Annotated in this window: 19 protein-coding genes, 1 tRNA gene and 1 pseudogene; 11 read left to right on the top strand and 10 right to left on the bottom strand. The window is 70.2% G+C overall.

The features are described 5' to 3' along the window. Positions 1–35: 35 nt before the first annotated feature. The gene (locus HMPREF3121_RS08320; RefSeq protein WP_070522131.1) at positions 36–1,874 is read left to right on the top strand and encodes an ABC transporter ATP-binding protein; all 1,839 of its coding nucleotides are present in this window, start codon (positions 36–38) and stop codon (positions 1,872–1,874) included. A gap of 82 nt (positions 1,875–1,956) precedes the next feature. Here HMPREF3121_RS08320 and HMPREF3121_RS08315 read toward each other — a convergent pair whose 3' ends face one another. Next, complete coding sequence (locus HMPREF3121_RS08315) at positions 1,957–2,469, bottom strand: PaaI family thioesterase (protein WP_070522128.1); 513 nt, start codon at positions 2,467–2,469, stop codon at positions 1,957–1,959. Positions 2,470–2,625: 156 nt separating this feature from the next. Between HMPREF3121_RS08315 and gndA the strand changes: the two genes are divergently transcribed. The 6 genes and pseudogenes from gndA (at position 2,626) to HMPREF3121_RS08285 (ending at position 10,776) form a co-directional block, all read left to right on the top strand. Continuing rightward, positions 2,626–4,068 (top strand): NADP-dependent phosphogluconate dehydrogenase, encoded by a 1,443-nt coding sequence (gene gndA, locus HMPREF3121_RS08310; protein ID WP_070522125.1) that lies wholly within the window; start codon positions 2,626–2,628, stop codon positions 4,066–4,068. A 65-nt stretch (positions 4,069–4,133) separates the two neighbouring features. Further along, positions 4,134–5,387: a DEAD/DEAH box helicase gene (locus HMPREF3121_RS08305; protein ID WP_070522416.1), complete on the top strand. Its 1,254-nt coding sequence runs from the start codon at positions 4,134–4,136 to the stop codon at positions 5,385–5,387. Positions 5,388–5,477: 90 nt separating this feature from the next. Then, complete coding sequence (locus HMPREF3121_RS08300; RefSeq protein WP_070522121.1) at positions 5,478–6,863, top strand: hemolysin family protein; 1,386 nt, start codon at positions 5,478–5,480, stop codon at positions 6,861–6,863. Next, positions 6,860–7,906: pseudogene (locus HMPREF3121_RS08295) on the top strand (hemolysin family protein); the annotation flags it as partial. The gene HMPREF3121_RS08300 and the pseudogene HMPREF3121_RS08295, both read left to right, overlap by 4 nt. 176 nt (positions 7,907–8,082) lie before the next feature. Beyond that, positions 8,083–8,997, top strand: coding sequence for a 3-methyladenine DNA glycosylase (locus HMPREF3121_RS08290; protein WP_141743041.1), 915 nt, complete (start codon positions 8,083–8,085; stop codon positions 8,995–8,997). Between the two features lie 93 nt (positions 8,998–9,090). Next, positions 9,091–10,776, top strand: coding sequence for a hypothetical protein (locus HMPREF3121_RS08285; RefSeq protein ID WP_070522116.1), 1,686 nt, complete (start codon positions 9,091–9,093; stop codon positions 10,774–10,776). Between the two features lie 174 nt (positions 10,777–10,950). On the opposite strand, the gene HMPREF3121_RS08280 is transcribed toward HMPREF3121_RS08285, so the two are convergent. The 5 genes from HMPREF3121_RS08280 to secA2 all read right to left on the bottom strand — a co-directional run bounded on the left by HMPREF3121_RS08280 (position 10,951) and on the right by secA2 (position 16,075). Then, complete coding sequence (locus HMPREF3121_RS08280; RefSeq protein WP_224372129.1) at positions 10,951–11,448, bottom strand: MerR family transcriptional regulator; 498 nt, start codon at positions 11,446–11,448, stop codon at positions 10,951–10,953. A gap of 491 nt (positions 11,449–11,939) precedes the next feature. Then, entirely contained in the window at positions 11,940–12,479 is a 540-nt protein-coding gene (locus tag HMPREF3121_RS08275) for a bifunctional nuclease family protein (RefSeq protein WP_070522110.1), read from the bottom strand. Positions 12,480–12,496: 17 nt separating this feature from the next. Then, positions 12,497–13,246, bottom strand: a complete 750-nt coding sequence (locus HMPREF3121_RS08270; RefSeq protein ID WP_035123683.1) for a transcriptional regulator FtsR — start codon at positions 13,244–13,246, stop codon at positions 12,497–12,499. A 40-nt stretch (positions 13,247–13,286) separates the two neighbouring features. Further along, complete coding sequence (gene odhI / locus HMPREF3121_RS08265; RefSeq protein WP_070522107.1) at positions 13,287–13,715, bottom strand: oxoglutarate dehydrogenase inhibitor Odhl; 429 nt, start codon at positions 13,713–13,715, stop codon at positions 13,287–13,289. A gap of 83 nt (positions 13,716–13,798) precedes the next feature. After that, a complete protein-coding gene (gene secA2, locus HMPREF3121_RS08260) occupies positions 13,799–16,075 on the bottom strand; it encodes an accessory Sec system translocase SecA2 (protein ID WP_070522410.1) in 2,277 nt (758 codons plus the stop codon). A 167-nt stretch (positions 16,076–16,242) separates the two neighbouring features. On the opposite strand from secA2, the gene rraA reads away from it, so the two are divergent. Next, entirely contained in the window at positions 16,243–16,719 is a 477-nt protein-coding gene (gene rraA / locus HMPREF3121_RS08255; RefSeq protein WP_035123760.1) for a ribonuclease E activity regulator RraA, read from the top strand. 2 nt (positions 16,720–16,721) lie between these two features. Next, on the top strand, positions 16,722–17,411 hold the full coding sequence (locus HMPREF3121_RS08250; protein ID WP_070522104.1) for a glycoside hydrolase family 25 protein: 690 nt from the start codon (positions 16,722–16,724) through the stop codon (positions 17,409–17,411). On the opposite strand, the gene HMPREF3121_RS08245 is transcribed toward HMPREF3121_RS08250, so the two are convergent. From HMPREF3121_RS08245 to HMPREF3121_RS08235, 3 genes are all read right to left on the bottom strand, one after another. Then, a complete protein-coding gene (locus HMPREF3121_RS08245) occupies positions 17,408–17,971 on the bottom strand; it encodes a maleylpyruvate isomerase N-terminal domain-containing protein (protein WP_070522101.1) in 564 nt (187 codons plus the stop codon). The two genes, HMPREF3121_RS08250 and HMPREF3121_RS08245, sit on opposite strands and share 4 nt — an antisense overlap. A gap of 337 nt (positions 17,972–18,308) precedes the next feature. After that, positions 18,309–18,385, bottom strand: a tRNA-Pro gene (locus HMPREF3121_RS08240). A 54-nt stretch (positions 18,386–18,439) separates the two neighbouring features. After that, positions 18,440–21,160 carry a DEAD/DEAH box helicase gene (locus tag HMPREF3121_RS08235; RefSeq protein WP_070522098.1) on the bottom strand — a complete coding sequence of 907 codons (2,721 nt, stop codon included), beginning with the start codon at positions 21,158–21,160 and terminating at the stop codon, positions 18,440–18,442. A 78-nt stretch (positions 21,161–21,238) separates the two neighbouring features. Here HMPREF3121_RS08235 and amrB point away from each other — a divergent pair, with 78 nt between their 5' ends. Then, positions 21,239–22,780 carry an AmmeMemoRadiSam system protein B gene (gene amrB, locus HMPREF3121_RS08230; protein WP_070522095.1) on the top strand — a complete coding sequence of 514 codons (1,542 nt, stop codon included), beginning with the start codon at positions 21,239–21,241 and terminating at the stop codon, positions 22,778–22,780. Continuing rightward, positions 22,777–23,931 carry an AmmeMemoRadiSam system radical SAM enzyme gene (gene amrS / locus HMPREF3121_RS08225; RefSeq protein ID WP_083291506.1) on the top strand — a complete coding sequence of 385 codons (1,155 nt, stop codon included), beginning with the start codon at positions 22,777–22,779 and terminating at the stop codon, positions 23,929–23,931. The genes amrB and amrS overlap by 4 nt, the downstream gene beginning before the upstream one ends. Before the next feature lie 34 nt (positions 23,932–23,965). Here amrS and HMPREF3121_RS08220 read toward each other — a convergent pair whose 3' ends face one another. Then, complete coding sequence (locus tag HMPREF3121_RS08220; protein WP_070522092.1) at positions 23,966–24,940, bottom strand: PASTA domain-containing protein; 975 nt, start codon at positions 24,938–24,940, stop codon at positions 23,966–23,968. Positions 24,941–25,030: the final 90 nt, after the last annotated feature.

Here is a 25,030-nt window from a genome sequence, read left to right as displayed (position 1 = left end):
TTTCCGATGACGACCGGACTGTAGGATCGGAGTCCATGACGAACTCCTCCCCCACGCCCCGCCTCACCCTGAGGCGGGGCGTCGGCATTCTGCGGGAACACGTGCGGCAATCCCGGGCCGCGTTGGTCGCGGTGGTGGCGCTGTCGGTGATCGGGGCCCTGGCTTCGCTGGTGCAGCCGCTGTTGGTCAACCGCATCATCGACTCGGTGGGCGCCGGTTCCGCGCTGGCGCCGTTCATCTTCGGCCTCGTCGCCGTGGTGCTGTTGACGTCGGTGGTCGGAGCGGCGCAGCAATATCTGCTCGGGCGCACCGCGGAGACCATGGTCCGTTCCCTGCGCCACTCGCTGCTCGACCGTCTGCTGCGACTGCCCGCCTCGGCGTACGGTCGCCATCGCACGGGTGATCTGGTCTCGCGCGTCGCGGCGGACACGGACTCGGTGCGGACGGCGCTTACCGGCGGCATCGTCGACGCCCTCGGCGGCGTCCTCATCATCGTCGGTTCGGCCGCGGCCATGATCTGGTACGACCCGGTCCTCTTCGCCGTCGCGCTGGCGGTCCTCACGGGAGCGGCGATCACCGTCGCCGCGGCCTCCGGAAAGATCCAGGAGCTGTCGCGCCGGGTCAGCGAGTCGACCGGCGCAATGTCGTCGGGGGTCGAACGCGCGTTGTCGGCGATCGTCGCCGTCCGCACGGCCGGCGCCACGGAGTCCGAGGCGGCGTCGCTGAAGGCCGACGCCGATCGCGCCTGGCGCGCGTCGCTGCGGTCGGTGCGGTTGGAGGCGTTCCTGTGGCCGATGAGCGGCCTGGCCATCCAGGTCGCGTTCCTCATGGTCCTGGGCCTGGGCGGCGCGCGGGTGGCCGCGGGGGAACTGTCGGTGGCAGACCTCATGGCCTTCCTGATGTTCCTGTTCATGCTGATGATGCCGATCGGCCAGCTTTTCGGCGCCATCACGTCGGTCGCCGCCGCCCTGGGTGCGCTGGCCCGCATCGACCAGGTCATGGCCGAACCCACCGAGGACGCCGCCGATTCCCCCGTCCCCGGCGCGGCACCCGACCTGTCCGGTGCCGTGCCCGCCGTCGAATTCGACGACGTCGTATTTTCCCACGACGACGAGCTGGATCCTGCCGGCCGCACACCGGGCCCAGGGAAACCCGGAACCCCCGACGAATCCGGAACCCCGCGCGGCCCCCGCGACCGCGTGCTCGACGGCGTCTCCTTCGCCGCAGACGCGGGCCGCACGACGGCGCTCGTCGGCCCGTCGGGCGCCGGAAAGTCGACGATTCTCGCGCTCATCGAGCGTCTGCACGATCCCCGCCACGGCGTGGTCCGGGTCGGCGGCGCGGACGTGCGTGACCTCGACCGCGCCGAACTCCGCAGCCACATCGCCTACGTCGAGCAGTCCGTCCCGATTCTGGCCGGCACCATCCGCTCGAATCTGACGCTCGGCCTCGGCGACGTCGTCGACGATAGGTGCCGCGACGCGCTGGCCGCGGTCAATCTCCTCGACCGCATCGACGCCCACGACGACGGCCTGGACGCCACGGTCGGCGATCGCGGCATCGGGCTGTCCGGCGGAGAGCGTCAGCGTCTGGCCATCGCGCGGGCGTTGCTGGCGGATCGGCCGATCCTGCTTCTCGACGAACCGACGGCCTCCCTCGATTCCCGCAACGAACGGGCGCTGCAGGAGGCCATCGGCACCGCCTCACGCCGTCGGACGGTGATCATCGTCGCCCACCGTTTGGCCACGGTCGCCGACGCCGACCAGATCGTCGTCGTGGACGCCGGTCGGGTCCGCGCCACGGGCACCCACGCGGAGCTGATGGAGTCGTCGGCGCTCTACCGTGACCTGGCCCGCGATCAGCTGCTGTCGTAACCGCTCGAGGCGGGCCGCCCGCTACCCGGGCTACTCGCCCGGGTTGCTCGCGGGGGTTGCTCGACCGGGTGGTTCGCCCCGGCTACTCGCCCGGGTTCTGGCCCGCCGGGAGCACCGCGAGCCGCAGGTTGGTGCGCGACAGCAGCTTGCCGTCGGCCTCGCGGACGTGCCGGATTTCCCACACCTGCGAGGTCCGGCCCAGGTGCACGGGCGTCGCGGTGGAGATCATCACGTCACCGGTCTTCGCCGAGCGGTAGAAATCCGTCGAATTGTTCACGCCGACGACGGGGCGGTCGGCGCCGGCGGCGATGAAACCGGCGACGGAACCGCAGGACTCGCCGACGGCCGCGTACACGCCGCCATGGCCGACGCCCCACGGTTGCAGGTGCTCGGGGCCGAATTCCAGGCGCATGCTCATCATGCGCGGGCCGACGGCGACGTAGGTGGTGCCCAGATGCGCATCGAGGCCGGCCGCCTCGACGTCGCCCTCGATCACGGTGTTGAGCTCGGCGATTTCCTCGTCGGTGAGCACCCGCTCGCCGGCGATCTTCATCAGCTTTCCGTACACGCGGAACTTCTCCGGGGGCATGACCATCGTCGGTACCTCTTTCCTTGTGGTGGGCGTCGTCAAGCAAACGTACTTTCCCGGAGGATACCGACGGCGACGGCGACCGTGGCGTTTTTCCCGCAACCCGAACAATCGCCGCCCGGACCGGCGTGCCGATCCGCTCGTGCGCTTACACTGACGGGCATGGACAACGAGAAGCAGCAAGCACAAATCGGCGTCGTCGGCCTGGCCGTCATGGGCTCCAACATCGCCCGCAACTTCGCCCGCAACGGCCACACCGTCGCGGTGTACAACCGCAGCCCCGAGAAGACCCGCGCCCTCATCGCCGAGCACGGCGACGAAGGGTCGTTCGTGCCGTCGGAGACCATCGAGGACTTCGTCGCCTCGTTGGAGCGCCCCCGCCGCGCCCTGATCATGGTGCAGGCCGGCCCCGCCACCGACGCCGTCATCGAGCAGCTCGCCGATGCGATGGAGGAAGGCGACATCATCATCGACGGCGGAAACTCGCTGTACACCGACACCATCCGCCGCGAGAAGGCCATCCGCGCCCGCGGTCTGCACTACGTCGGCGCCGGGATCTCCGGCGGCGAGGAGGGCGCCCTCAACGGCCCGTCGATCATGCCGGGCGGCCCCGCCGAGTCCTACGAGTCCCTCGGCCCGCTGCTGGAGTCCGTGTCCGCGCACGTCGACGGCGTGCCGTGCTGCACCCACATTTCCACCGACGGCGCCGGCCACTTCGTCAAGATGGTCCACAACGGCATCGAGTACGCCGACATGCAGGTCATCGGAGAGGCATACCAGCTGCTGCGCGACGCCGCGGGCATGTCCCCGGCCGAGATCGCCGACGTCTTCCGAGATTGGAACGCCGGCGACCTGGACTCCTACCTGGTGGAGATCACCGCCGAGGTGCTTTCGCAGGTCGACGCGGAGACCGGCAAGCCGCTGGTCGACGTCATCGTCGACGCCGCCGGCCAGAAGGGCACCGGCCGCTGGACCGTCAAGGCCGCCCTGGATCTGGGCATCCCGACCACCGGCATCGGCGAGGCGGTCTTCGCCCGCGCCCTGTCGTCGTCGCTGGACCAGCGCGCCGCCGCCCGCGACCTGCCCTCCGGCACGGTCACCGGTGGCCCCGAGAATCGCGACGAGTTCATCGAGAAGGTCCGCCGGGCCCTCTACGCCTCGAAGATCGTGGCCTACTCGCAGGGCTTCGACGAGATCAACGCCGGCGCCGCGGAGTACGGCTGGGACATCGACCGCGGTGCGCTGGCCACCATCTGGCGCGGCGGCTGCATCATCCGCGCCCGCTTCCTCAACCGCATCAAGGAGGCCTACGACCGCAACCCGGAGCTGCCGGCCCTGCTGCTGGACCCGTACTTCCGCGACCAGGTTTCCGAGTGCCTGGACGCGTGGCGCGACGTGGTGGTCACCGCCACCCGCATGGGTCTGCCGACCCCGGTGTTCTCGTCGTCGTTGGCGTACTACGACGCCCTGCGCGCCGAGCGTCTGCCCGCCGCCCTGATCCAGGGCCAGCGCGATTACTTCGGCGCGCACACCTACCGCCGCGTGGACAAGGAGGGCTCGTTCCACACCCTGTGGTCCGGTGACCGTTCCGAGGTGGAGGCCTAGCCATCTCCTCCTCTTCTTTCCCGGATCTCGGGGTTTCGGAGGCCGTGGTGCGCACGCTGCGGTCGATGCGCGTCACCGAGCCGACGCCGATTCAGGCGGCGGTGCTGCCCGACGCGTTGACCGGGCGCGACGTCCTCGGCCGCGCCCCGACGGGTTCCGGCAAGACGCTGGCCTTCGGCATTCCGTTGGTCCAGTCGTTGGCGGGGGCGGCGTCGAAGCCGGGGCGCCCGCGTGGGCTGGTCATCGCCCCGACCCGTGAGCTCGCAGACCAGATCGCCGACGTCCTCGGCGATCTCGGCGCCGCGGCGGGGCTGCGCGTGCGTGCCTTCGTCGGCGGGGAGAACATCAACCGGCAGAAGCTCACGCTCGCCGCGCCCGTCGACGTCGCGGTGGTCACGCCGGGTCGTGCGCACGATCTGCGCAAGCAGAAGCGGCTTTCGCTTGACGACGTCTCGTCCGTGGTCATCGACGAGGCGGACGAGCTGGCTGCGCTGGGATTTTTGCCCGATGTCCTGGGCCTGGTCCGGGCCACTTCGGCGGATGCGACGCGGATGCTGTTTTCGGCGACCCTCGACGACGCCGCCGAGGTGCTCATGGAGGGCCGCGATCCCGTGCGCCACGAAGTCGCCGACGCCGTCGTGTCCGTCGACACGATGAAGCACCTGGTCTTCCGGGTGCCCGACAACGACGCCGCCGATGCCGTCACCGCGTGGATCGCCGCCCGCGAGGGACGCGTGGTCCTGTTTTGCAACACCCGGAACCGGGTCACGTCCCTGGCCGGGTACTTGGCCGACCAGGGCATTCGCGTCGAGGCGCTCCACGGCGATCGGGGACAGACCGCCCGACGCGCGGCGCTGGCCGGTTTCGCCTCCGGCGAGGTGGCGGTGCTCGTGGCCACCGACGTCGCGGCCCGCGGCATCGACGTCGATTCGCTCGACCTCGTCGTCCACGTCGACCCGCCGCCGGAAGCCGCGACATACGTCCACCGCTCGGGCCGCACCGCCCGCGGCGGAGCCACCGGCACCGTGGTCACCATCGTCCGCGATCGACAGGCCGAGGAGACCGAGGAGATGCTCCGCGCCGCCGGCGTCACCCCCGAGGTCATGGACGTCTCCCCCGGGTCGAAGGCCCTGAGGAAGTGGACCGGCGCCCGCAAACCCCCGGGCCCCTCGCGCGGGGCACGCGGCTCGGGTGGACACGCGGGCCGTCGTCACGCGGGAACCGGAACCCGGCACCGCGCCGGAGCCGGACGGGGACGCCGCGGCACGGCAGCCGCCTCGCGCCCGCACCGGCCCAAGAAAAAGCGCGGCAAAAAGTAGTGCGGAAGAAGTAGTGCGAACCCCGGAAAGGGAAAGACGCCGGGCCAACGGGCCTGCCGCGACGCGCCGGAGTAGGATCTCTCCCTAATCATGGACATATTCCTCAACATCGTCGCGGTGCTCGGCTTCATCGCCCTCACCGCGGGCACGGGTTTGTTCGTCGCCTTCGAGTTCGCGTTGACCGGCCTGGAACGCTCGGCGATCGACAATGACGTGAAAAAACGCGGCGACGGCCCGGCGCACTCGGTGAGCAAGGCCCACAACCGCCTGTCGTTCCACCTCTCCGGCGCGCAGCTCGGCATCACGCTGACGACGCTGGCCACCGGTTTCCTGGCGGAGCCGGTCCTGGCCCGCTACTTCACCCCGATGCTCGAATGGGCCGGTCTGTCGGAATCCGCGACCGGGCCGACGGCGCTGGTCCTGGCGCTGATCGTGGCCACGGGCCTGTCGATGATCTACGGCGAGTTGGTGCCGAAGAACGTCGCCATCACCGAGCCCCTCGGCGTCGCGCGCGTCACCGCCCGACCGGTCATGTGGTTCAACTGGGTGTTCTACGTGTTCATCCAGTCGATGAACCTCACCGCGAACTGGATGGTGCGCAAGCTGGGCATCGAGCCCGCCGACGAACTCGCCTCGGCGCGTTCGCCCCAGGAGCTCGGCGCGCTGGTGAAGAACTCGGCACAGCACGGCGCCCTGGACAAGCAGAAGGCGCAGATGCTGGAGAGTTCGCTGAAGTTCGGCGAGACCACCGCCGAGGACCTGATGACGCCGCGATCGACGATCATCTCCCTCGACGTCGCCGACACGGTGGAGGATCTGCTGGCCATCGCCCTGGAGTCCGGGCGGTCGCGCTTCCCCGTCACCGACGGCGACCTCGACGCCACCATCGGCGTCGTCCACGTCAAGGACGCCTTCACCGTCGCCGCCGCCCGCCGCAAGTCCACCCGCGTGGCGGAGCTGGCCCGCCCGGTGCCCGTGCTGCCGCAGTCCCTCGACGGCGACGCCGTGCTCGAGGCCGTGCGGTCGGCGGGTTCCCAGGTCGCCCTGGTCGCCGACGAGTACGGCGGCACGGCGGGCATCGTCACCATCGAAGACGTCGTGGAGGAAATCCTCGGCGAGGTCTACGACGAGTACGACGACGCCGAAGCCGAGCAGGAGGTCCGCCGCGTCACCGAAGGCTGGGACTGCTCGGGCCTGGTGCGCGTCGACGACCTGCCGCAGAAGGTCGGCTACTTCGCCCCCGACGGCGACCATGAAACGCTCGGCGGCGTGATCATGCTGGCCCTGGGCCGCATCCCCGCCGAGGGCGACGTGGTTCTGTTGCCGGAAACCGACCGCGACATCCTCGACGAGTTCGAGTCGGGGCTGCCGGGCCGCTGGTACGCCCGCATCCTCGCGATGGACGGGCGGCGGGTCGACCGGGCCCTGCTGATCCCCATCACCAACGAGCGAGCGAAGGAGATGTTCGAGCGATGAGCGACTGGTTCGGCATTTCCCTCACTTTCCTGTTGTTGGCGTTCAACGCCTTCTTCGTCGGCGCGGAGTTCGCGTTGATCGCCGCGCGCCGTGATCGCCTGGAGGCGCTGATCGCCCAGGGCAAGAAGCGGGCGAAGACCGTGTTGGGCGCCACGGAGCATCTGTCGATGATGCTCGCCGCCGCCCAGCTGGGCATCACCATTTGTTCGCTGCTGTTGGGCAAGGTGTCGGAGCCTGCGATCGCGCACCTGTTGGAGGAGCCGTTCGCCGCCCTCGGGGTGCCGGAGTCGCTGCTGCATCCGATCAGTTTCGCCATTGCGTTGATGCTGGTGTCGATCCTGCACATTCTGCTCGGCGAGATGGTGCCCAAGAACATCGCGTTGGCCGGCCCGGAGACGATGGCGATGTGGCTGACGCCGGTGCACCTGGCGTTCTACAAGGTGACCAAGCCGCTGCTGCTGTTCTTCAACTGGGTCGCCCGCCAAACCCTGGCGTGGTTCGGCATCACGCAGAAGGATGAGCTCGATTCGACGGTCAACACCGATGAGCTGGCGTCGATGATCGCGGAGTCGCGGCAGGAGGGTTTGCTTGACGACGAAGAGCATTCCCGCCTCAACCGCGCCCTGTCCTCGGAGAATCGCTCCATTCGCGAGGTGCTCATCGTTCCGTCGAAGACCCGCACCGTTCCGGCGTCGCCGACGGTCGGGGACCTGGAGGTGGCGGTGACGGAGACCGGGTTCTCCCGCTTCCCCGTCGCCGACGCCGATGGCCGCTACCGCGGTTACGTTCACGTCAAGGACGTCCTGGACCGCGTGCTCGATCCGGCGTCCGGCCCGGACACCCCGATTCCGGACGAGGAGATCCGCGAATTGATCGTGGTCGACGCCGATGGGGCGATCGACCGGACCATGCGCGAGATGCGTCGTCGGTCGGCGCACATGGCCATGGCCGTCGAGGACGGTGCGTTGGTGGGCATCGTGACGCTGGAGGATCTCATCGAGGAGCACATCGGCGTCGTGCGCGACTGGACCCACGAAACCAACCAGGCCATCGCGGCTCGCCCCGGCCGCGCCACCGCGCAGGGCACGGCAGTCAAGGCCGCCCAGGTCAAGACCGCCGCCGTCCGTGCCGCCGCGAAGGCCGGCGCCAAGGCTCCCGCAAAGAACACGGCAAAGACCACGGCCAAGAATCCGCCGCAGCCCGGCGGCCCGCGCGGCGCATGACCGCCGCGGATCCGGTGACCGGCGGCACCGGCGAGCCGCACGAAACGGTTCTCCCCCTCGAGCGGTGGCTGGCGCGCGCCGACGCCCATGCCCGCCGCGCCGACGCCCTGTGCGCCGACCATCTCGACCGCCGGGCCCGGGGGCGCAAGCACCCGGTGTGGGACTTCCTCTTCGAGTACTACCCGGTGCGTCCGGGCACCCTGCGCCGATGGCAACCGGGCCTCGGGGTGGCCTTGGCCGGGTCGGATGATCCCCGCGCCGCCGAGCACGTGTCGCACCTGCGCGATTTCGTCGTCGGCGACGATGGCATCGCCCGGCTGGACCACTCGGCCCATGCCCGGCGCCGTGGCGAAGCGATCTCCTACATCGCCGACCTGCTGGCCGGCACCATGGCCAACGACGCCCATTTCGACTGCTTCGGCCTTCACGAATGGGCCATGGTCTACCGCGCCGACGACACTCGCCACGCGGTGCCCCTGCGACTCGGGCAAGCGGGAACCGACGAGGTCGTCGTCACGCACAGGGTGCGGTGCACGCATTACGACGCCTACCGGTTCTTCACGCCCGAGGCCGTGCCGCTCAACGAGAACCGGCCGACGCGCGCGACCCAACCGGCGTGCGAACAGGCCGGGTGCCTGCACGCGAACATGGACCTGTACAAGTGGGCCACCAAGCTCGGCCCGCTCGTCCCCGGTGAGCTGTGGCTCGACGCGTTCGAACTCGCCCGCGACGTCCGGCGGCTCGACATGGAGGCCTCGCCCTACGATCTGGCGGACTTCGGATTCGAACCGGTGCGCATCGAAACCGCCGAAGGCAAGGCCGAGTACGTTTCCCGCCAGCGGGAACTGGCCGAGCGCGCCGCGCCGATCCGCGCGGAGTTGCTCCGTTTGGCGAGGTCGTTTCACGGCTAGGGTGGGATGCAAGTGCAGCAGCGCCGCACCGCAGCATCGCCGTACTGCGGCATTGCAGCATCGCAGTCACCATCCGGGAGGAGCTGAGCGTCCGTGGGCAGGCATTCCGACGGCAAGCCGAACTACCGCGTGGCCAAGGGGCCGTTGATTTCGCTGCTGGCGGCGATTCTCGTGGGCGCGATGATCTTCGCGTGGGTGACGCTGCGGACTTCCGACGGCGACGACCCCGGGATCTCGGCCGACTGTTCCAAGGGGGACCTGACGCTCGTGGTCGCCGCCGATCCCGCGGTGGCCGGCGTGGTCCGCAAGCAGGTCGATGCCTGGGCCGCGACCGACCCGGTGGTCCGCGAGTACTGCGTGCGCCCGCAGGTCACCGTCAACGGTTCGCAGCAGATCCTCGACGTCATCCGGGAGCACGGCGACGACGGAGCCGACGGCGACGCGGATGGCACCGGCGGTGCGACGGGCGGCGTCAAGCCCGTGCTGCCCGCCGTGTGGGTGCCCGCCGACGATTCCTTCGTCGACGCAGCCCGCGACTCCGGGGGCGTGGGCGTCGACGGCGAAACCGCCCGCTTCTCCCCCCAGCCCGTCGGCCTGGCCGTGGCCTCCGACCGTGCCGCGGACGTCAAGGGGCGATCGTGGGACGACATCGCGGGCATCGAGGATTTGGCCATCGCGACCCCCGGCGGGCCCGACGCCGTGGTGTCCTCGGTGGTCAACGCCCGCCTGACGCCGGATACGCGGGGCCGGGAGCTTCTCGACGCCTCCGAGGAGCGCCTCGCCGCCGGTGGCCGATTCACGTCGGAGGCGCTGCTGGGCCAGTTGGCCAAGGACACCGCCGAAGGCTACGACGCCGTCGCCGCGACGCAGTCGATGGTCGACGCGTCGGCGCAGACCGGGTCCGAGGGCCTGAGCTTCACCTCCCCGGATGGTTCGCCGGCCCTGTCCGCGCCCATGGTGGCCTTCACCTCCGGTGGTCCGATCAACGAGGTCAACGCCCGTGCCGCGGCGGAGTTCGTCAAGTACGCCCGCAAGAACGGCGTCGACGCCGACGCGCCGGGCGACGGGGACGACGAGACCGCCGCCGGTGCCCTCGACGGTGCGGCGGGTGAGATTCTGCCCGACGTCGCCGCCCGCGACACCGACCCGTTTGCCGGCATCGACGCCGAGGACCACGGTTCCGACGGCGCGGGCGACGATTCCGACGGCGATGCGGCCACCACCGAGCCCGCCGGGTCGACGCTGGTGCTGTTGGACACCTCCGACGGCATGGACCTCGAGGCGGTGCGCACGGCGCTGACGCCGCTGATGGACCGTGCGATCGACGGCGAGGGACGCCGCGTCGCCCTGTGGAACTACTCCTCCCCGCTGTCGGCCGGCGTGACCACCCCGGTTCGCCAGAACGTCCATTTCGGCGCCGGTGCCAAGGACCGCTCGGTCGAGGTGCTCGGCCAGCTGAGCACGGGCGGCGAACCGTGGCTGTGGCGTTCCGTCGGGCCGGCGGTCGACTACGTCGCCGAGGCATGGTCGCCGGGAGTGGCCAACCGCGTGGTCCTGGTGACCACCGGCTCCGACGCCACCGACGATGACGCGGCCGCGGCCATCGAGCGGATCACCGCCGCCGCCACGACCGACCGGCCGGTCCGCGTCGACGTGGTCGTCGTCGGCGAGGACTCCACCGATGGCGCGCTGCGCGAGCTGGCCTCGGCCACCGGCGGATCCGTCCAGGTGGCCGGCACCGACCCGACTGCGGCGCTGGTGAAGGCGATGGGGCTGTAGCCGGGTACCGCTCGGCCACCGCTCGTCCATCGCTTTCCCGCTGCTGAGCCACCATTCACCCACTACTTGGCAGCTGCTCTCCGGCCGCCCGGCCACACGCGTGGTGCCCAAAGACGCGAAAACGCCCCGCGGGGAGGTGCGGGGCGTCGTCGTTTCAGTGGCTTGGTCGGACTCCTAGCCGATGCGGCGTCGGCGGCGGGCGGCGAGCTCGTCGACCGGGGCGGCGACCGGGGTGCCGTCCACGCGCTCGGACGGGAAACTGGCGATGGAGCCTGCGAGTTCCTTCATGATTCCCGGCACCGCGATGCCGAACACGCCCTGACCGCCGTTGAGCAGGTCGATGACCTCCTCGTTGGAGCGGCACTGGTACACGGTGCGGCCGTCGGACACGAGGGTGATGGTGGCCAGGTCATCGACGCCGAGGTCGCGGAGCTTGTCCACGGCCAGGCGGATGTTCTGGAGGGAGATGCCGGTGTCGAGCAGGCCGCGGACGATCTTCAGCACGAGGATGTCGCGGAAGGAGTACAGGCGCTGCGAGCCGGAGCCGTGGGCGTTGCGGATGGACGGTTCGACGAGTCCGGTGCGCGCCCAGTAGTCGAGCTGGCGGTAGGTGATGCCGGCGGCCTGGCAGGCGATGGGCACGCGGTAACCGACTTGCTCGTCCGGGCCCATGTCGAACAGCGACTCCTGCACGCCGGCGTCGGTGGCGTCGTCGAGCTTGGAGTCCTGGCGATCAGCTGCGCGATCGTCGACCATGTTCGTGTTCTCCCCTGGTAGTTCCACTGTTGTCGTTTATCTTTCGCCAAGGTTAAAGCACTGTCAACAGGATTTCGGCCGACACGCCGCGTGTCTAAACCTAAAGTTCAGGTTCAGACTTCGTGTTTCACGTATTCGCAGGTCAAAGAACCCTCATTCATCGCGACATGGGAGTTTGCTACTCAAGTCAAGGATCAGACTTCGGGGGTAATCGGGGGTGCCACTCCATGCACTCCAGTCATCATGAGTCACATCAGTAACACGTTTGGGCACGCGGCATCGCCTCGAAAAAAAGAGAAAAAGCTTTGCGACGCCCGCCGCAGCATGAGTGCGCGGGCGTCGCAATCAACCGGTGCCGCAATCAGCCGGCACACGTTCAGCTGGCTGCGAAAGGAGCCGGCGCCCGATCAGCGCTCGTCGCCGGATCCGTCCCCGTCGCCGGGCTCCCCCAGGAAATCGGCGGCGTCGATCTCGTCGAGGAATCGGGCGAACTCCTCCACCGACTCCTCTTCCTCCTCTTCGGCCAACTCGGGGTCGTCGAAAAGCGAGCCCGCCGGAACGGACACCGACTCGAGGATCTCCCTCGCGAAGACCAGAGGGGCCTCCGCGATCTCGCACACCGCAATCGCATCCGAGACCCGGCAATCCACGCGGCCGCCGTCGGAAAGCACCAGGGACGCGATGAACACGCCCTCATGGAAGCCCGTGACCTCCGCCCGCTCGATCGAATTGCCCGTGGACTCCGCCATCTCGACGATGACGTCCTGGGCGCAGGGCCGGTTCTGCGTCATGCCCGCTTCCCGGGCCGCCAGATACGCGGCCTCGGCGGCGCCGATCCACACGGGGACGACGCGACCGCTACCCGGCGGCGACAACAGAAGAACGGGGTGGTCCTCCGGCTCGTGGACCAAAATGCCGCGCGATTCGACCTCTACGAAATCATCCATGCCACACGACCGGCCCATCAACGACCGAGGTCGTCGTTGACCTGACGCTTCAGCAGCGTTCCGTGCAGGGTGACCAGCAACGCGGTCATCTCCCGCGCCATCTCCTCCGCCTTCTGGCGGGCGCCGTCGGCCTTCGACCGCGCCATCGGGGCGGTCGCCTGGCCGATGAGGTCGGCTTCGCGCGACGCCGCGGTGCGGATGGTCTTCATGTGCCGGGCGTCCAGGCCGAACTCGCGCAGCTTGCCGGCGGTGGTGGCCAACGCCAGGTCATCGCCGTCGAAGCAGTCCATCGCATCCGGGGACAGCAGCCGGGCACGCACCAGGCTGCCCACGAACTCCTCGTCGACGCCCGCCCGCTCCGCCAACTCCGCGCGAGTGAGATGGACCACCGCGGAATCGCGGAACTGATCCGGCGTCACCAGCGGCGTCACCGACGCCAGGCCCTCACCCACTGCGGCGACGTTTCCGGCGTCGATATTGTCCAGCTGCTCCTTGATGACCTTCAGCGGCAGGTAATTGTCGCGCTGGACGGTGAGGATGTAGCGGAGCCGGTCGACGTCGGCACGGGCGAAACGCCGGTACCCCGACTGGCTGCGGGACGGCGAAATGAGGCCCTCGGACTCGAGGAAACGGATCTTCGACACCGTCACGTCCGGGAACTCCTGCTGGAGCTCCGACAGAACGGCGCCGATGGACATCTTCCCCGCGGAACGGGTCCGCGGGGAAGTTGCCCCGGAGTCGGGGGCGGAAGCGGGAACTGCTGCCACGACGTGGTACTTCCTGGTGGTTTTGCTTCGGGCTGGGGGTTTACTTCGGGGACGTGAGGAAGACCAGACGGAACTTGCCGATCTGGACCTCGTCGCCGTTGGACAGGACGGCCGAGTTCTTCGGCTCGCGGTTGACGTAGGTGCCGTTGAGCGATCCCACGTCGACGACCTCGAAGGTGTCGCCCTCCATGCGGAACTCCGCGTGGCGGCGGGACACGGTGACGTCATCGAGGAAGATGTCGCTGTCGGGGTGACGACCGGAGGTGGTCACCGGCTGATCCAGCAGGAAACGCGAGCCGGCGTTGGGGCCGCGCTTCACCACGAGCAGCGCCGAACCTTCGGGCAACCCCTCCACGCCGGGCACGGCGGGATCCTGGCCCGCGCCGGACTCCATCTCCTTGAGCAGGTCGGCGCGGAAGACCGAGGTGGTCTCGACCGAAGCCTCAGGCTTGCCGGTGTTGTTCGTCATTGCACATCCTCCGGATAATCGTCCGATTTCCTGTAACGCCATAAATCATAGCCGTTGGGGCGGACCCATGTGGTGCGACTCCCTCAACGGAACAAGGCCGCAACCGCCCCGATCGCCGAGTCGCCGCCGGACAACGGGTTGTCGTTGACCATGTACGTCCAGGTCGAACTGGGTCGGCCCATTCCCTCGGCGTCCAGGTCGACGCCGTCGGCGGTGATGGTCACCTCGCGGAAACTCTCCGCCGCCCGATCGACCGCCTCGGCGGCGAGATTCTTGAACGCCGCGATCGCCGCACGGTGGAACTCGTCGATGGGGCTTTCCTTCGCCAACGCGCGCAAATGCACCGACTCCCGCAGGTCGTCCAGGTCCGCCAGATGCTCCGACCACCCCAGGTCCAGGTGGTGCAGCGCGATCTCGCGGGCGGCGACGACGGCGACGTCTTCGGGCACGTCGGCGAGGATCTCCTTCGCGCGCTCGGGCTCGCGCTCCGACAGCTCCCGCCACGCGAGATCCGTGGTGAGCAGACGCTCGCGACGCTCGTCGAGGATCGCCCGCTGGTCGCCGATGAGCTTGTTGTACTTCCACGTCGTGGCGTGGATGGACAGCATCGTCGCCTCGGTGACGCGCTGGGCGCGATCGACGAAGGCGGCGGCACGGGCGTCGCGGATGCGGCCGTCGGCCTCCGGCGTGACGGTGAGCTCCTCCCCGGCCCCGCCTTCGACCACCATGTCGTCGTCGAGGGCGACGAAGAACACGCTGGAACCCGGATCCCCCTGGCGGCCGGCACGTCCGCGCAGCTGGCCATCGAGACGGGCGGTGCGGTGCCGGGCGACGCCGATGACGCACAGGCCGCCGAGCTCGACGACCTCGTCGCGGTCGGCCTCGTCGCCGCCGCCCAACCGGATGTCGGTGCCGCGGCCGGCCATCTGCGTGGACACGGTCACCCGCCCCGGGGCACCGGCCTCGGCGATGACGGCGGCCTCCGCCTCGTCGTTCTTGGCGTTGAGCACCGCCGCCTCAATGCCGCGTTCGGCCAGCGCGTCCGCCAGCCGCTCGGACTCCGCGACGTCGCCGGTGCCCACCAGCACCGGGCGGCGGCGCGAATTGACCTCGATGGCCTCGTCGACGACGGCGGCGAACGCGTCTTCGTGGGTGGCGTAGATCCGGTCGGGTTCATCGTCGCGGATGCAGGGTTCATTCGGGTCGACCACGGAGACGCGCATGCCGTAGAACTCGCGGAACTGATCGCCGGCGGCGACGGCGGTGCCGGTCATGCCGCAGGTGATGTCGTAGCGGCCGATCAACTGCTGGATGGTCAGCGTGTCCAGCACGCGACCGCCGCCGGAGACGTCCAGGCCCTCCTTGGCCTCCACCGCCGCCTGGAGCCCGTCCGGCCAGCGCTGCAGGTCGGCGATGCGGCCCCGCGAGGAATCCACCAGCGCCACCTTGCCGTCGCGGACGATGTAGTCCACGTCGCGGCGCAGCAGTTCCCGGGCGTGCAGGGCGACGTTGACCTGCACGAGGGTCGTCGAGACGTTGTCCTCGTCGTAAAGCGAATCGATGCCGAGCAGCCGCTCGACCCGCGCCGCGCCGATGTCGGTGAGAAACACGTTGCGGCGCCCGGCGTCGACGGTGAAGTCGTCGCCCTTGACCAGCCGACGGACGATGTCGGTGATGCGACCCGCCGGAGCCTCCCCCTCCGCCGAACCGGCCAGGACCAGGGGAACCAGCGCCTCGTCGACGAGCACCGAATCGGCCTCGTCGACGATGGCCACGCGCGCCGGCTGCTGCACGCGGTCGGCGACGTCGATGGCGCAGCGATCGCGCAGCACGTCGAAACCGAGCTCGTTGACGGCGATGAACACCACGTCGGCCGCATAGGCACGGCGCCGGGCCGCGGCGTCGTCGGACTCGTGGACCGACGCGGCGGTCAGCCCCAGAAACTCGAAGATCGGCCCCATCCACTCGGCGTCGCGGCGGGCGAGATACGAATTCACCGTCACCGAATGCACGCGCTCGCCGCGCAACGCGAACCCGGCGCCGGCCAGCGCACCGGACAGGGTCTTGCCCTCGCCGGTGGCCATCTGCACCACGTCGCCCTCCAGCAGACGCAGCGCGCCCTGCAGCTGGACATCGAACGGACGCAGACCGATGGCGCGTTCGGCGACCTCGCGCAGGCAGGCCAGAAGCTCGGGCGCATCATCGCGATTGTCGCGGGCACGGGCCACCAGGTCGGCGTCGGAAAGCCCCTTCAGCTCGGGCTCGAGCTCCGCGGCCCGCGCCACCAGCGACACGCTGCGCTTCTGGTCGCGGCTCTGCTTGCCGCCGAGTGCCTTCCAAAACCAGTTCATTCCGGCCACGTGAGCCTCCATCCGCTCGACATCCGCGCGACGACGACCGCGCGACCGACGCACCCGGCACGGGTCCTTACTCCGCCCCACCCTAACGCACCCCGCGGATCGGCCGGTCTGGCAATCTTGGGGGGAAAGACACCCGACGACTCAACGATGAGAAAGTGGAGGCCACCATGGGCGACGCCCAGTTCATCCCCACCGCCGACCTGGTCGACGAGATCGGCGCGCACGTGCGCAGCTGCGATACCCAGTTCCGCGACATCGGCGGCAAGCGCGAATTCTGCGGCCGCATTTCCACCGTCCGCTGCTTCCAGGACAACGCGCTGCTCAAGGCGGTGCTGTCGGAGGACTCCGACGGTGGCGTGCTGGTCATCGACGGTTCCGGTTCGCTGCACACCGCCCTGGTCGGCGACGTCATCGCCGGGCTGGGCCGCGATCACGGCTGGGCCGGCGTCATCGTCCACGGTGCGGTGCGCGACTCGAAGCTCATCGGCGAGATGGACTTCGGCTGCAAGGCGCTGGGCACCAACCCCCGCAAGTCCACCAAGACCGGCTCCGGCGAGCGAGACGTCGTGGTCAGCTTCGGCGGCGTCGATTTCGTGCCGGGCGACATGGTCTACGCCGATTCCGACGGCATCGTGGTGCGGTAGGCATGCGCGGCGTCGGCACCGGTTTCGTCACCGGCGTCGACGTCAGCCAGTGGCAGGATGGGCTGCGCCTGTCGCGGGCGGCGGAGGCCGGGCACCGGTTCGCGATCGTCCGCGCCTGCGACGGCACGTACCCCGACCCGGTTTTCGCCTCGCACGTCGCCGACGCGCGGGCGTCGGGGCTGGTCGTCGGGGCGTATTGGTATGTGCGCCATCCCCGGGAGGGGACGTCGTTCCGGCAGCAGGCGCGGGTCGTCGCGGGCCAGCTCGGGTCGGTTTACGGTTCCTTGCTTGACGACGCCCCGGCCGTCTGGCTCGACGTCGAAACCGCGCCGCATCGCCTCGACGCCGATGATGTGGCGGAGGCGGCCCGGGCGCTGGACGAGGTTGGGGTGCGGTGCGCGGGGATTTACACGACGCGGTCCTACTGGCGTCTGCGCAGCTTCCCCGACATCGGCGGTGGACTGTGGTTGGCGCAGTGGCCCGACGACGTCCGTGTTGTCTCGGAGGTCGGCGACGACCGCGGCGATGGAGCCGCCGGATACCCGGGCGACGATCACCGGGCGTGGCGGCCCTTCCGGGGCCGAACCCCCGACCTGTGGCAATTCACGGATCGGGGGTCGGTGGCGGGGTTCGACGTCGACGTCAACGCATTCCGCGGCGATGTCGACGACCTCAAACGGCTGCTCGCCTAGTTGGCAGCCGAGACGGACCACTGCGGGTCGCGGCCGATGAACGCCATGAGACGATCAACCGGATCGTCGGAGTCGGTCTCCACGGCCGGGCCGAAGTGGCCGGACTCCCGGAGGCCGTCGCCCATCGCGGCCAGGCCCTCGCGCACGCCGGTGGCGTAGGGGCCGGAAAGGTGGATCTCGACGTCGGCCGAGCGGGCGAGGTCCCACGTGTGCATGAAGATGTCCGCCGTGTACAGGCGGTCGATGGCCTCGTCGAGACGCATGCCGGCGAAATCGCCGGACTCGATGATGGCCCCGGCCCGGTCACGGTCATCGAGAATGGCCTGCACCTCGACGGTGCGCAGACGCCAACGCTCGGCGAGACCGCGCGACGGAATGTCCGACAGGGTCGGGCCGCCCCAGGACTCGAGCGCCGCCGGGAACCAGGCGAGCAGGTGCTCGACGATGTCACCGGCCGTCCACTCCGGCACGGGAGTGGGCGCGTCCCACTTGGTGACGCGGTCGGCGACGGCGGCGAAGTCGCGCGCGACGTTTTCGTGGCGGGTAGAGATCTCGGTCAACTGTGCCTCCTATGATCGCCGGGACGGGCTGGTGCGTGACCGGTCGCGATGGGTGCCGCGGCCGCTATCCGCGGTCTGTTCCGACGTATTTCCCCGCCGGGCGGCGGGTGGATGGTTACGAAGAATAGCGCTAACGATAGCCATTCCCGTCGGCTTTTCCGAAACGCCGCACCTGTAAACCCGTCGATCGTTGTCATATCAAGGGAACAGACGCCGATTTCGATGTGGCGCCACCCCGGCCGTCCGCGCCCCTCCCGTCACGGCACCGACGACGAAAAACCCGGTGGAGATGATCTCTCCACCGGGTCGCAGTCGTGACGTACTGCAGTCGAAACGCTGGTCGGACTGACAGGATTTGAACCTGCGACCCCCTCACCCCCAGTGAGGTGCGCTACCAAGCTGCGCCACAGTCCGCCGCTGCCGTTCAACGGCAACTGCCACAGATTACAACATTGTCGGCAGTGTGGGCTAATCCGCAGGTCGTGGCGGGTTTGCCGGAGTCTCCCCCGCCAACCGTTCCCGCTCCGCCGCGATGATCTCGCGGGCCAGCTCCGCCTCGGACACGTCGTACGCCTCGGGTGCGGCGTCGGCCGTGGTGGACACCCGCACCAGCTCGTCGAAAAGCTGCTTTTTGCGGGCGAGAATCTCCACGATCCGGGCGTCGACGGAATCCTCCAGCAACAACCTGTGCACCTGCACCGACTCCAACTGGCCCATCCGGTGCGCGCGGGCGATGGCCTGCCACTCCGTCGTCGGCTTCAACTGCGGCTCGCAGATGACCACCACCGACGCGGCCTGGATGTTCAGGCCCACGCCGCCGGCGACGATCTGCGACACCAGCACCGCACCACCATCGGCGGCGGAGAACTCGTCGACCAGCTCCTGGCGCCGCGCCGCGGGCACATCGCCCGTCAGCGGCCCCACCGCGACCTCCCCCAACTCGCCCATCACGGCGTCGAGCACGTCCCGGAAATGCGAAAACACGATCACCCGGCGACCGTTGTCGCGCGCCTCCCCGGCGATGTCGACCAGCCGCTCCATCTTCGCCGACCCCGCGCCCGCCGCAAATGCCGCCCGGCGCATGGCCATGAAGTTCCCCTCGTCGACGGCCGTGCGGTAGGCGGCCTCGTCGGCGTCGGTGGCCTCCACCCAATCGTCGACTTCCACCAGCGCGGGCAGCTCGTCGAGCACGTCTGCCTGATTGCGCCGCAGGTAGACGGGCGCGACCAGCTCGCGGAACTTCGCCGCCGGCAGTTCGGTCTCCCCCTCCAGCAGGTCGGGACGCAGGTAGCGCACCAGCGTCCGAAATTCGTCGATGCGATTTTCCAGCGCCGTACCCGTCAGCAGGATCGCACCGTCCACCTGCCCGATCACCTCGGCCAGCAGTTGGGATCGCTTCGCCCCGGGGTTCTTGATGTAGTGCGCCTCGTCGACGACCACGCACGCCAACCCGGGGCACGCCAGCACCCGGTCCCGCACCGCGGCCAGGGTCCCGTAGGTGGTCACGGCGACTCCCCCGCGCACCAGCCATTCGTCGACGGCCAGATCGCGCGCCTGCCCGTGCAGACGCTGGGCCTCCAGCCGCGATTTCGATTCGATCTCGCGCATCCAGTTCGACACCACCGCCGCCGGGCACACCACCAGGAAATGCGTCTTGTCCCGGGCATGCAGGTGCGTCAGCGCCGCCAGCGCCTCGATGGTCTTGCCCAGGCCCATCTCGTCGCCGATGAGCACCTTGCCCTGCACCAGCGCGAACCGCGCCGCGAAATCCTGGTACCCGCGCAGCGACGCCTTCAGGTACCCGGTGTCCAGGTCCATGCCGCGAATCGCCGCGACGATCTCCTCCGGCAGGTCGCCGTGAACCCGGTCGCCGTCGTCGGGAAGCAACCCCAGTTGCGCGGCCAGCGCCTGGTAGTCGGCGGGGCGGGCGCGGAAGTCGGCCCACAGCTCGTCGTCGGGGGCGTCCGGTGCCACGCCCGCGTCCTCGTCGGCCGCCGCGGCATCCGCGCCGACCTGCTTTCCGACGGCCCCACCGAGCGCCCGCGCCAGCCTCAGGACCCGTGCGACCGCACCGCGAAACTCGGGGATGCCGTGGCCGGGGGTCGGGAAGACCATCACGTCGCCCACGCCCGGGGCCATCACCGGCGCCAACGCCCCCAATGCCACGGCGGCCGCGGATCCGTCCGGGCCGCGCAGGGGGCCGCGAGCGATCTCCCATCGTCGCAACGCCCGCAGGACGTCGGTGGCCTGCGGCGTGGGCTGCGCGGGATCCAGGTGCAGGGGTTGATCGTCCATCGTCTGTTGCCGCAGCGTCTGCGCCGCCCCCAGCAATTTGCGGGCCGAATCCGCGCCGATGCCGGGCACCTCCGTCAACGATGCACCGGCCCGCAGCACCGCACCGACGGTGTGCAAACCCGCCTCCTCGATGGGGGCGATGCGCAGCCGGTCGCGGGTGACGTCGCGCAACGCCACCACGCCGAGCCCCGCCAACAGTTCGTCGGTGGCCACGGTGCGCAGGCGCTCGCCCGCCGCGATGGCCGCCAGACGCGCGGTGCGTTCGGCCTCCAATGCGCCGGACAACGTCGACAACGCACCGGGCAGGGCGGCGACGTCCGCGCCGGACACCAGCTCCGGCTCGCCGAGGTCATCCGGCAGGCCGTCGGAAAGTACCGCCATGACGCCCACGTCCGGGTACATCAAGTCGGTGGGCACCAACTGCGGCGCCGCGCCAGCCGCCTCCTGCTCCAGCCTGTCGAGCAGGGCCGGCAGATCGCGCCGCCGCACCCGCTCGACGACGTCGCGCAGATACGCCACCGCCCGATCGGCCGTGGCGCGCGCCTCCGCCCGCGAGAAGAACCGCCGCCACCCCTCGGCCGCCCACGTCTCGCGCACGGCCGTCGCGGCGGGCCCCGCCAATTCCTCGACGAGCCGGGCCTCCTCCACCCCGATGCCGGCCAACCACCGGTGCCGCACGATCTCGCCCGAGCGCAGCAGCGCCGCGCCGTCGACCGGCAGCACGCGCCACGCGACCTCACCGTCGATCTTCACCGGCACCGTCCGGGAGCACAGCTCCGACGCCGCCTGCCCGGCGGACGCCGCGATCCGCGCCCTCCCGTCGAGCACCCGCGTCGCCTGCCCGGACCAGCGGCGGACAAGGTCGATCGACTCGCGTGCGGCGGGAGCATTCATGCCGCCGACTCTATCGCCCGGCACGGATCACCCGCGCCCGCGACCGGACGTACCCTGGAGGCATCGGAGGTGCCCCCCATGTTCTCCCACCGACAGCCACACCCGGCCGATGCGATGGTCCGCCCCGCCGCCGTCGCCGGAATGTTCTACCCCGCCGACCCGACGGCGTTGCGCACGCAGGTCGAACAGTTGCTGGCGACCCACTCGTCTGCGCTTGACGACGGCCCGCCGCCCCGCGCCGTCATCGCCCCGCATGCCGGCTACGTCTATTCCGGAAAAGTCGCCGCGTCTGCGTATTCGCTGCTCCGCCGGGCGCTGGCCGACGGACGTTTCCGCCGTGCCGCGGTGATCGGCCCCGCCCATCGCGTACCCGTGCGCGGCGTCGCCGATGCCGGGGTGTCGGCATTCGAGACTCCGCTGGGCGCGGTGACCGTTCCGGACGGGCTGCTGCCCACGTTGCGCGCGCGACTGGCCGACACGTTCCCCGATCTGCTGGTGACCTCGCCCGGCGTCCACGCCCACGAGCACTCCGTCGAGGTGCACCTGCCGTTCCTGCAGGTGCTGGCACCGCAGCTGCCCGTGTTGCCGCTGGTCGCCGGCGATGCCACGGTGGCGGAGATGACCGAACTCGTCGCGGCGATCCTGGCCGACGACGACACGCTGCTGATCGTCAGCTCGGACCTGTCCCACTTCCTGCCCGTCGACGACGCCGTGGCCGTGGATTCCGACACCCTCGACCGGATCGTCGCCCTGGAGGCCCCGCTGCCGCCGAGGTCGGCGTGCGGCGCCATCCCCATCAACGGTCTGCTCGGATTCGCCCGGCGCGCCGGGTGGTCGGCGGAGGTGGTCGATCGGGCGACGTCGGCGGATGCGCCCGACGGCGACCCGTACCGCGTGGTGGGTTATCCGGCCGTGCGCTTCGACCCCCTCGGCCCGCGGCTGCCCGCCTACGCCCGCGCGGTGCTCGAGCACCGGTTGGCCGGCGGCCCCGACCCGTCCGACCCCGCCGCCGGGTTCGCCGATCTCATCGGCCACCCGTGGTTGTCCGACGACGGCGCGTCCTTCGTCACCCTCACCGTCGACGGGCGGCTGCGCGGCTGCATCGGGTCGCTTTCGGCCACGCGGCCGCTGGGCGCGGACATCGCCGCCCACGCCGTTGACGCCGCGCTGCGCGACCCCCGCTTCCCCGACGTCACCGCCGAGGAGCTGCCGGGCATCCGCATCGAGGTCTCCGTGCTCTCGGCCCCCGAACCCGTCGCCGCGTCCTCCGAGGCCGAGGCCATCGCGGCGCTGCGCCCCCACGTCGACGGGGCGATCCTTGCGGGTACCCCGCTCGACTCCGCCGACCCCGCCCGGTCGGGCATGGGCGCGTTCCGCATGCGCCTCGACCCGCCCCGCCGCTCCCCGAGCAGCGGCACGTTCCTGCCCCAGGTGTGGGACCAGCTGCCGGACCCGACGGAGTTCATCCGCCATCTCAAGGCCAAGGCCGGTCTCGTCGCCGGGCCGCGCGATACCGGGTGGGGCGACGACTGGCGTCTGAGCAGGTACACCGTCGATTCGTGGGAGGAACCGGCCTCGCCCGCGCAGGGCGTCGCCTTCGGGGAGGGCGAACCGCGATGACGTCGGCGTCGTCAAGCATCGAACCCGGCCCCGGCCCCGACGTGCCGGGCACCCACCCCGCCCGGTGGGGCCGCGTCCTCGACGACGGACGCGTGCAATGCCTGCTGTGCCCGCGCGAATGCCGCATGCGCGCCGGGCAACGCGGCTTCTGCTTCGTCCGCGGCAACAACGGCGGACGGCTCGTGCTGGACACGTGGGGCCGGTCGTCGGGTTTCTGCCTCGACCCGATCGAGAAGAAGCCGCTCAACCATTTCCTGCCGGGCACGTCGGTGCTCAGCTTCGGCACCGCCGGCTGCAACCTGGGGTGCAGGTTCTGCCAAAACCACGAGATCTCCACGTCCCGGCACGTCGACACCCTCACCGACGTCGCGGAGCCCGAGGACATCGCCGACGCCGCCGTCGCCTCCGGTGCCGCGTCCGTGGCGTTCACTTACAACGATCCGGTGATCTTCGCCGAATACGCCATCGACATCGCCGCCGCCTGCCGTGACCGGGGCGTGCGCACCGTCGGCGTGACCGCCGGATACATCTCGCCCACCGCCCGCGACGCCGCCGGCTTCGCGCGCGAGGACTTCTTCGGCGCAATGGACGCCGTCAACGTCGACCTGAAGGGTTTCACGCCGGAGTTCTACCGGCGGCTGACCGGCGCGGACCTCCACGTCGTGCTGGACAATCTCGCGTGGCTGGCGGAAACGGACACGTGGTTGGAGATCACCACGCTGCTCATCCCCGGCCACAACGACTCCGACGCCGAGATCCGGGCGATGGCCGACTGGATCGTCGCCAACCTCGGCCCGGACGTCCCCCACCATTTCAGCGCGTTCCACCCCGACAACCGCATGCGCGACGTGCCCCCGACTCCGGCGTCGACGCTGCGCCGGGCCCGCGACATCGCCCTCGACGCCGGCGAGCGTTTCGTCTACACCGGCAACGTCCACGACAAGGACGGCGACACCACGTTCTGCCCCGGCTGCGACGCGCCGGTCATCGTCCGCGACTGGTACCGCATGGTCGACTACCAGCTCGTCGCCGACGAGTCGGGGCGTGGGGCGTGCCCGCAGTGCGGCACGGCGATCCCGGGGCTTTACGACGCCGACGGGCCCGGCGATTTCGGCCCGCGGCGCATTCCCGTCCGCATCGCCGGAGGCTGATTCGCCCCGCCGCCCGGGCGCGTGGCCGCGTCGGTTACTCCAACGTGATGGTGATCGGCTGGTCCGTCATCGCCGAGGTGCCGGCCGGCGGGTCGATCGAGGCGACGCGGCCGGTGAGCGACACCACCGAATTGGTCGGATTGCCGTTGGCGTCGACGACGGAGATGTCGCTGAAGCCGGCGCGGCGCAGGGCCAGCTCGACCTCGGCCGGGGACTTGCCCACCGCCTCGGGCACCGTGGCCTCGACGACCTCGCCGCCCTCCAGACCCGGGATCGCCGGCGGGGTTTCGCGCAGGCTGCTGATCTCGTCGCGCAGGCGATCGATTTCGTCGCGCACCGCATCGGAGGTTTCCGTCGGCTCCTCCTCGGTGGTGAGCGTCTCGGAGGTCGACGTCGTCGGCTCCGGCGGCGGGGTCGTCGTGGTCGGCTCGGTGGCCTCATCGTCGCCGGACAGGAAGCGGAACATCAACGCCACCAGGATGACGATGGCGATGATCGCCGTCACCGCGATGATCGTCGCACCCTTGCCGATGCCGCCGCGCCGATCGTCTCCGTCGCGATCCCGGTACTCGCGGCCACCCCGGTCACCGCGCTCGCCGTAACGATCGTCGTAGCCGTCCCGGCCGTACTCGCCGTAGCTGCCGTCCTGGCCGCCGCCGAAGGACTGGGGCCCACCGGCCGCACGCGGGTCGATGCCGCGCTCCTCCGGCGTCAGCGGCGCCCAGTACTGTCCGGACTCCTCTCGCCCGCCCTGCCCGGCGGCCGGGCGACCGATGTCGAACCTGGTGGCGTCCCCGCCGCGGGCACCGCCACCGAAATCCGCGTCCGGGTCGTAGCCGGAATCGCCGGCATCGCCGCCGGTGCCCCGGCCACCGCGCCCCGCCGAACCGAAGTACTCGGTCGACTGGTCGTCGCGGCCGCCCCAGGCGCGCCGGGTCGGCTCATCGCGGCCGATGAACTCGGTGCGGCCGTCGTCGAAGGGATCACGCCCGTGTCGGTTGCCGGACATCGCTCATCGTCTCCTGATCATGCGGGGCGCCCGTCGCGCCCCATCCGTTCAGATCCCACAATGCACGCACCCCGACCCCGGACGCAATCG

Origin of the sequence: Corynebacterium sp. HMSC11E11 (genome assembly GCF_001807025.1) — a bacterium.
In the GTDB taxonomy this organism is placed as follows: Bacteria; Actinomycetota; Actinomycetes; order Mycobacteriales; family Mycobacteriaceae; genus Corynebacterium; species Corynebacterium freneyi.
The sequence above is the reverse complement of the archived record's forward strand: the minus strand, read 5'-3'. Positions and strand labels throughout refer to the sequence as shown.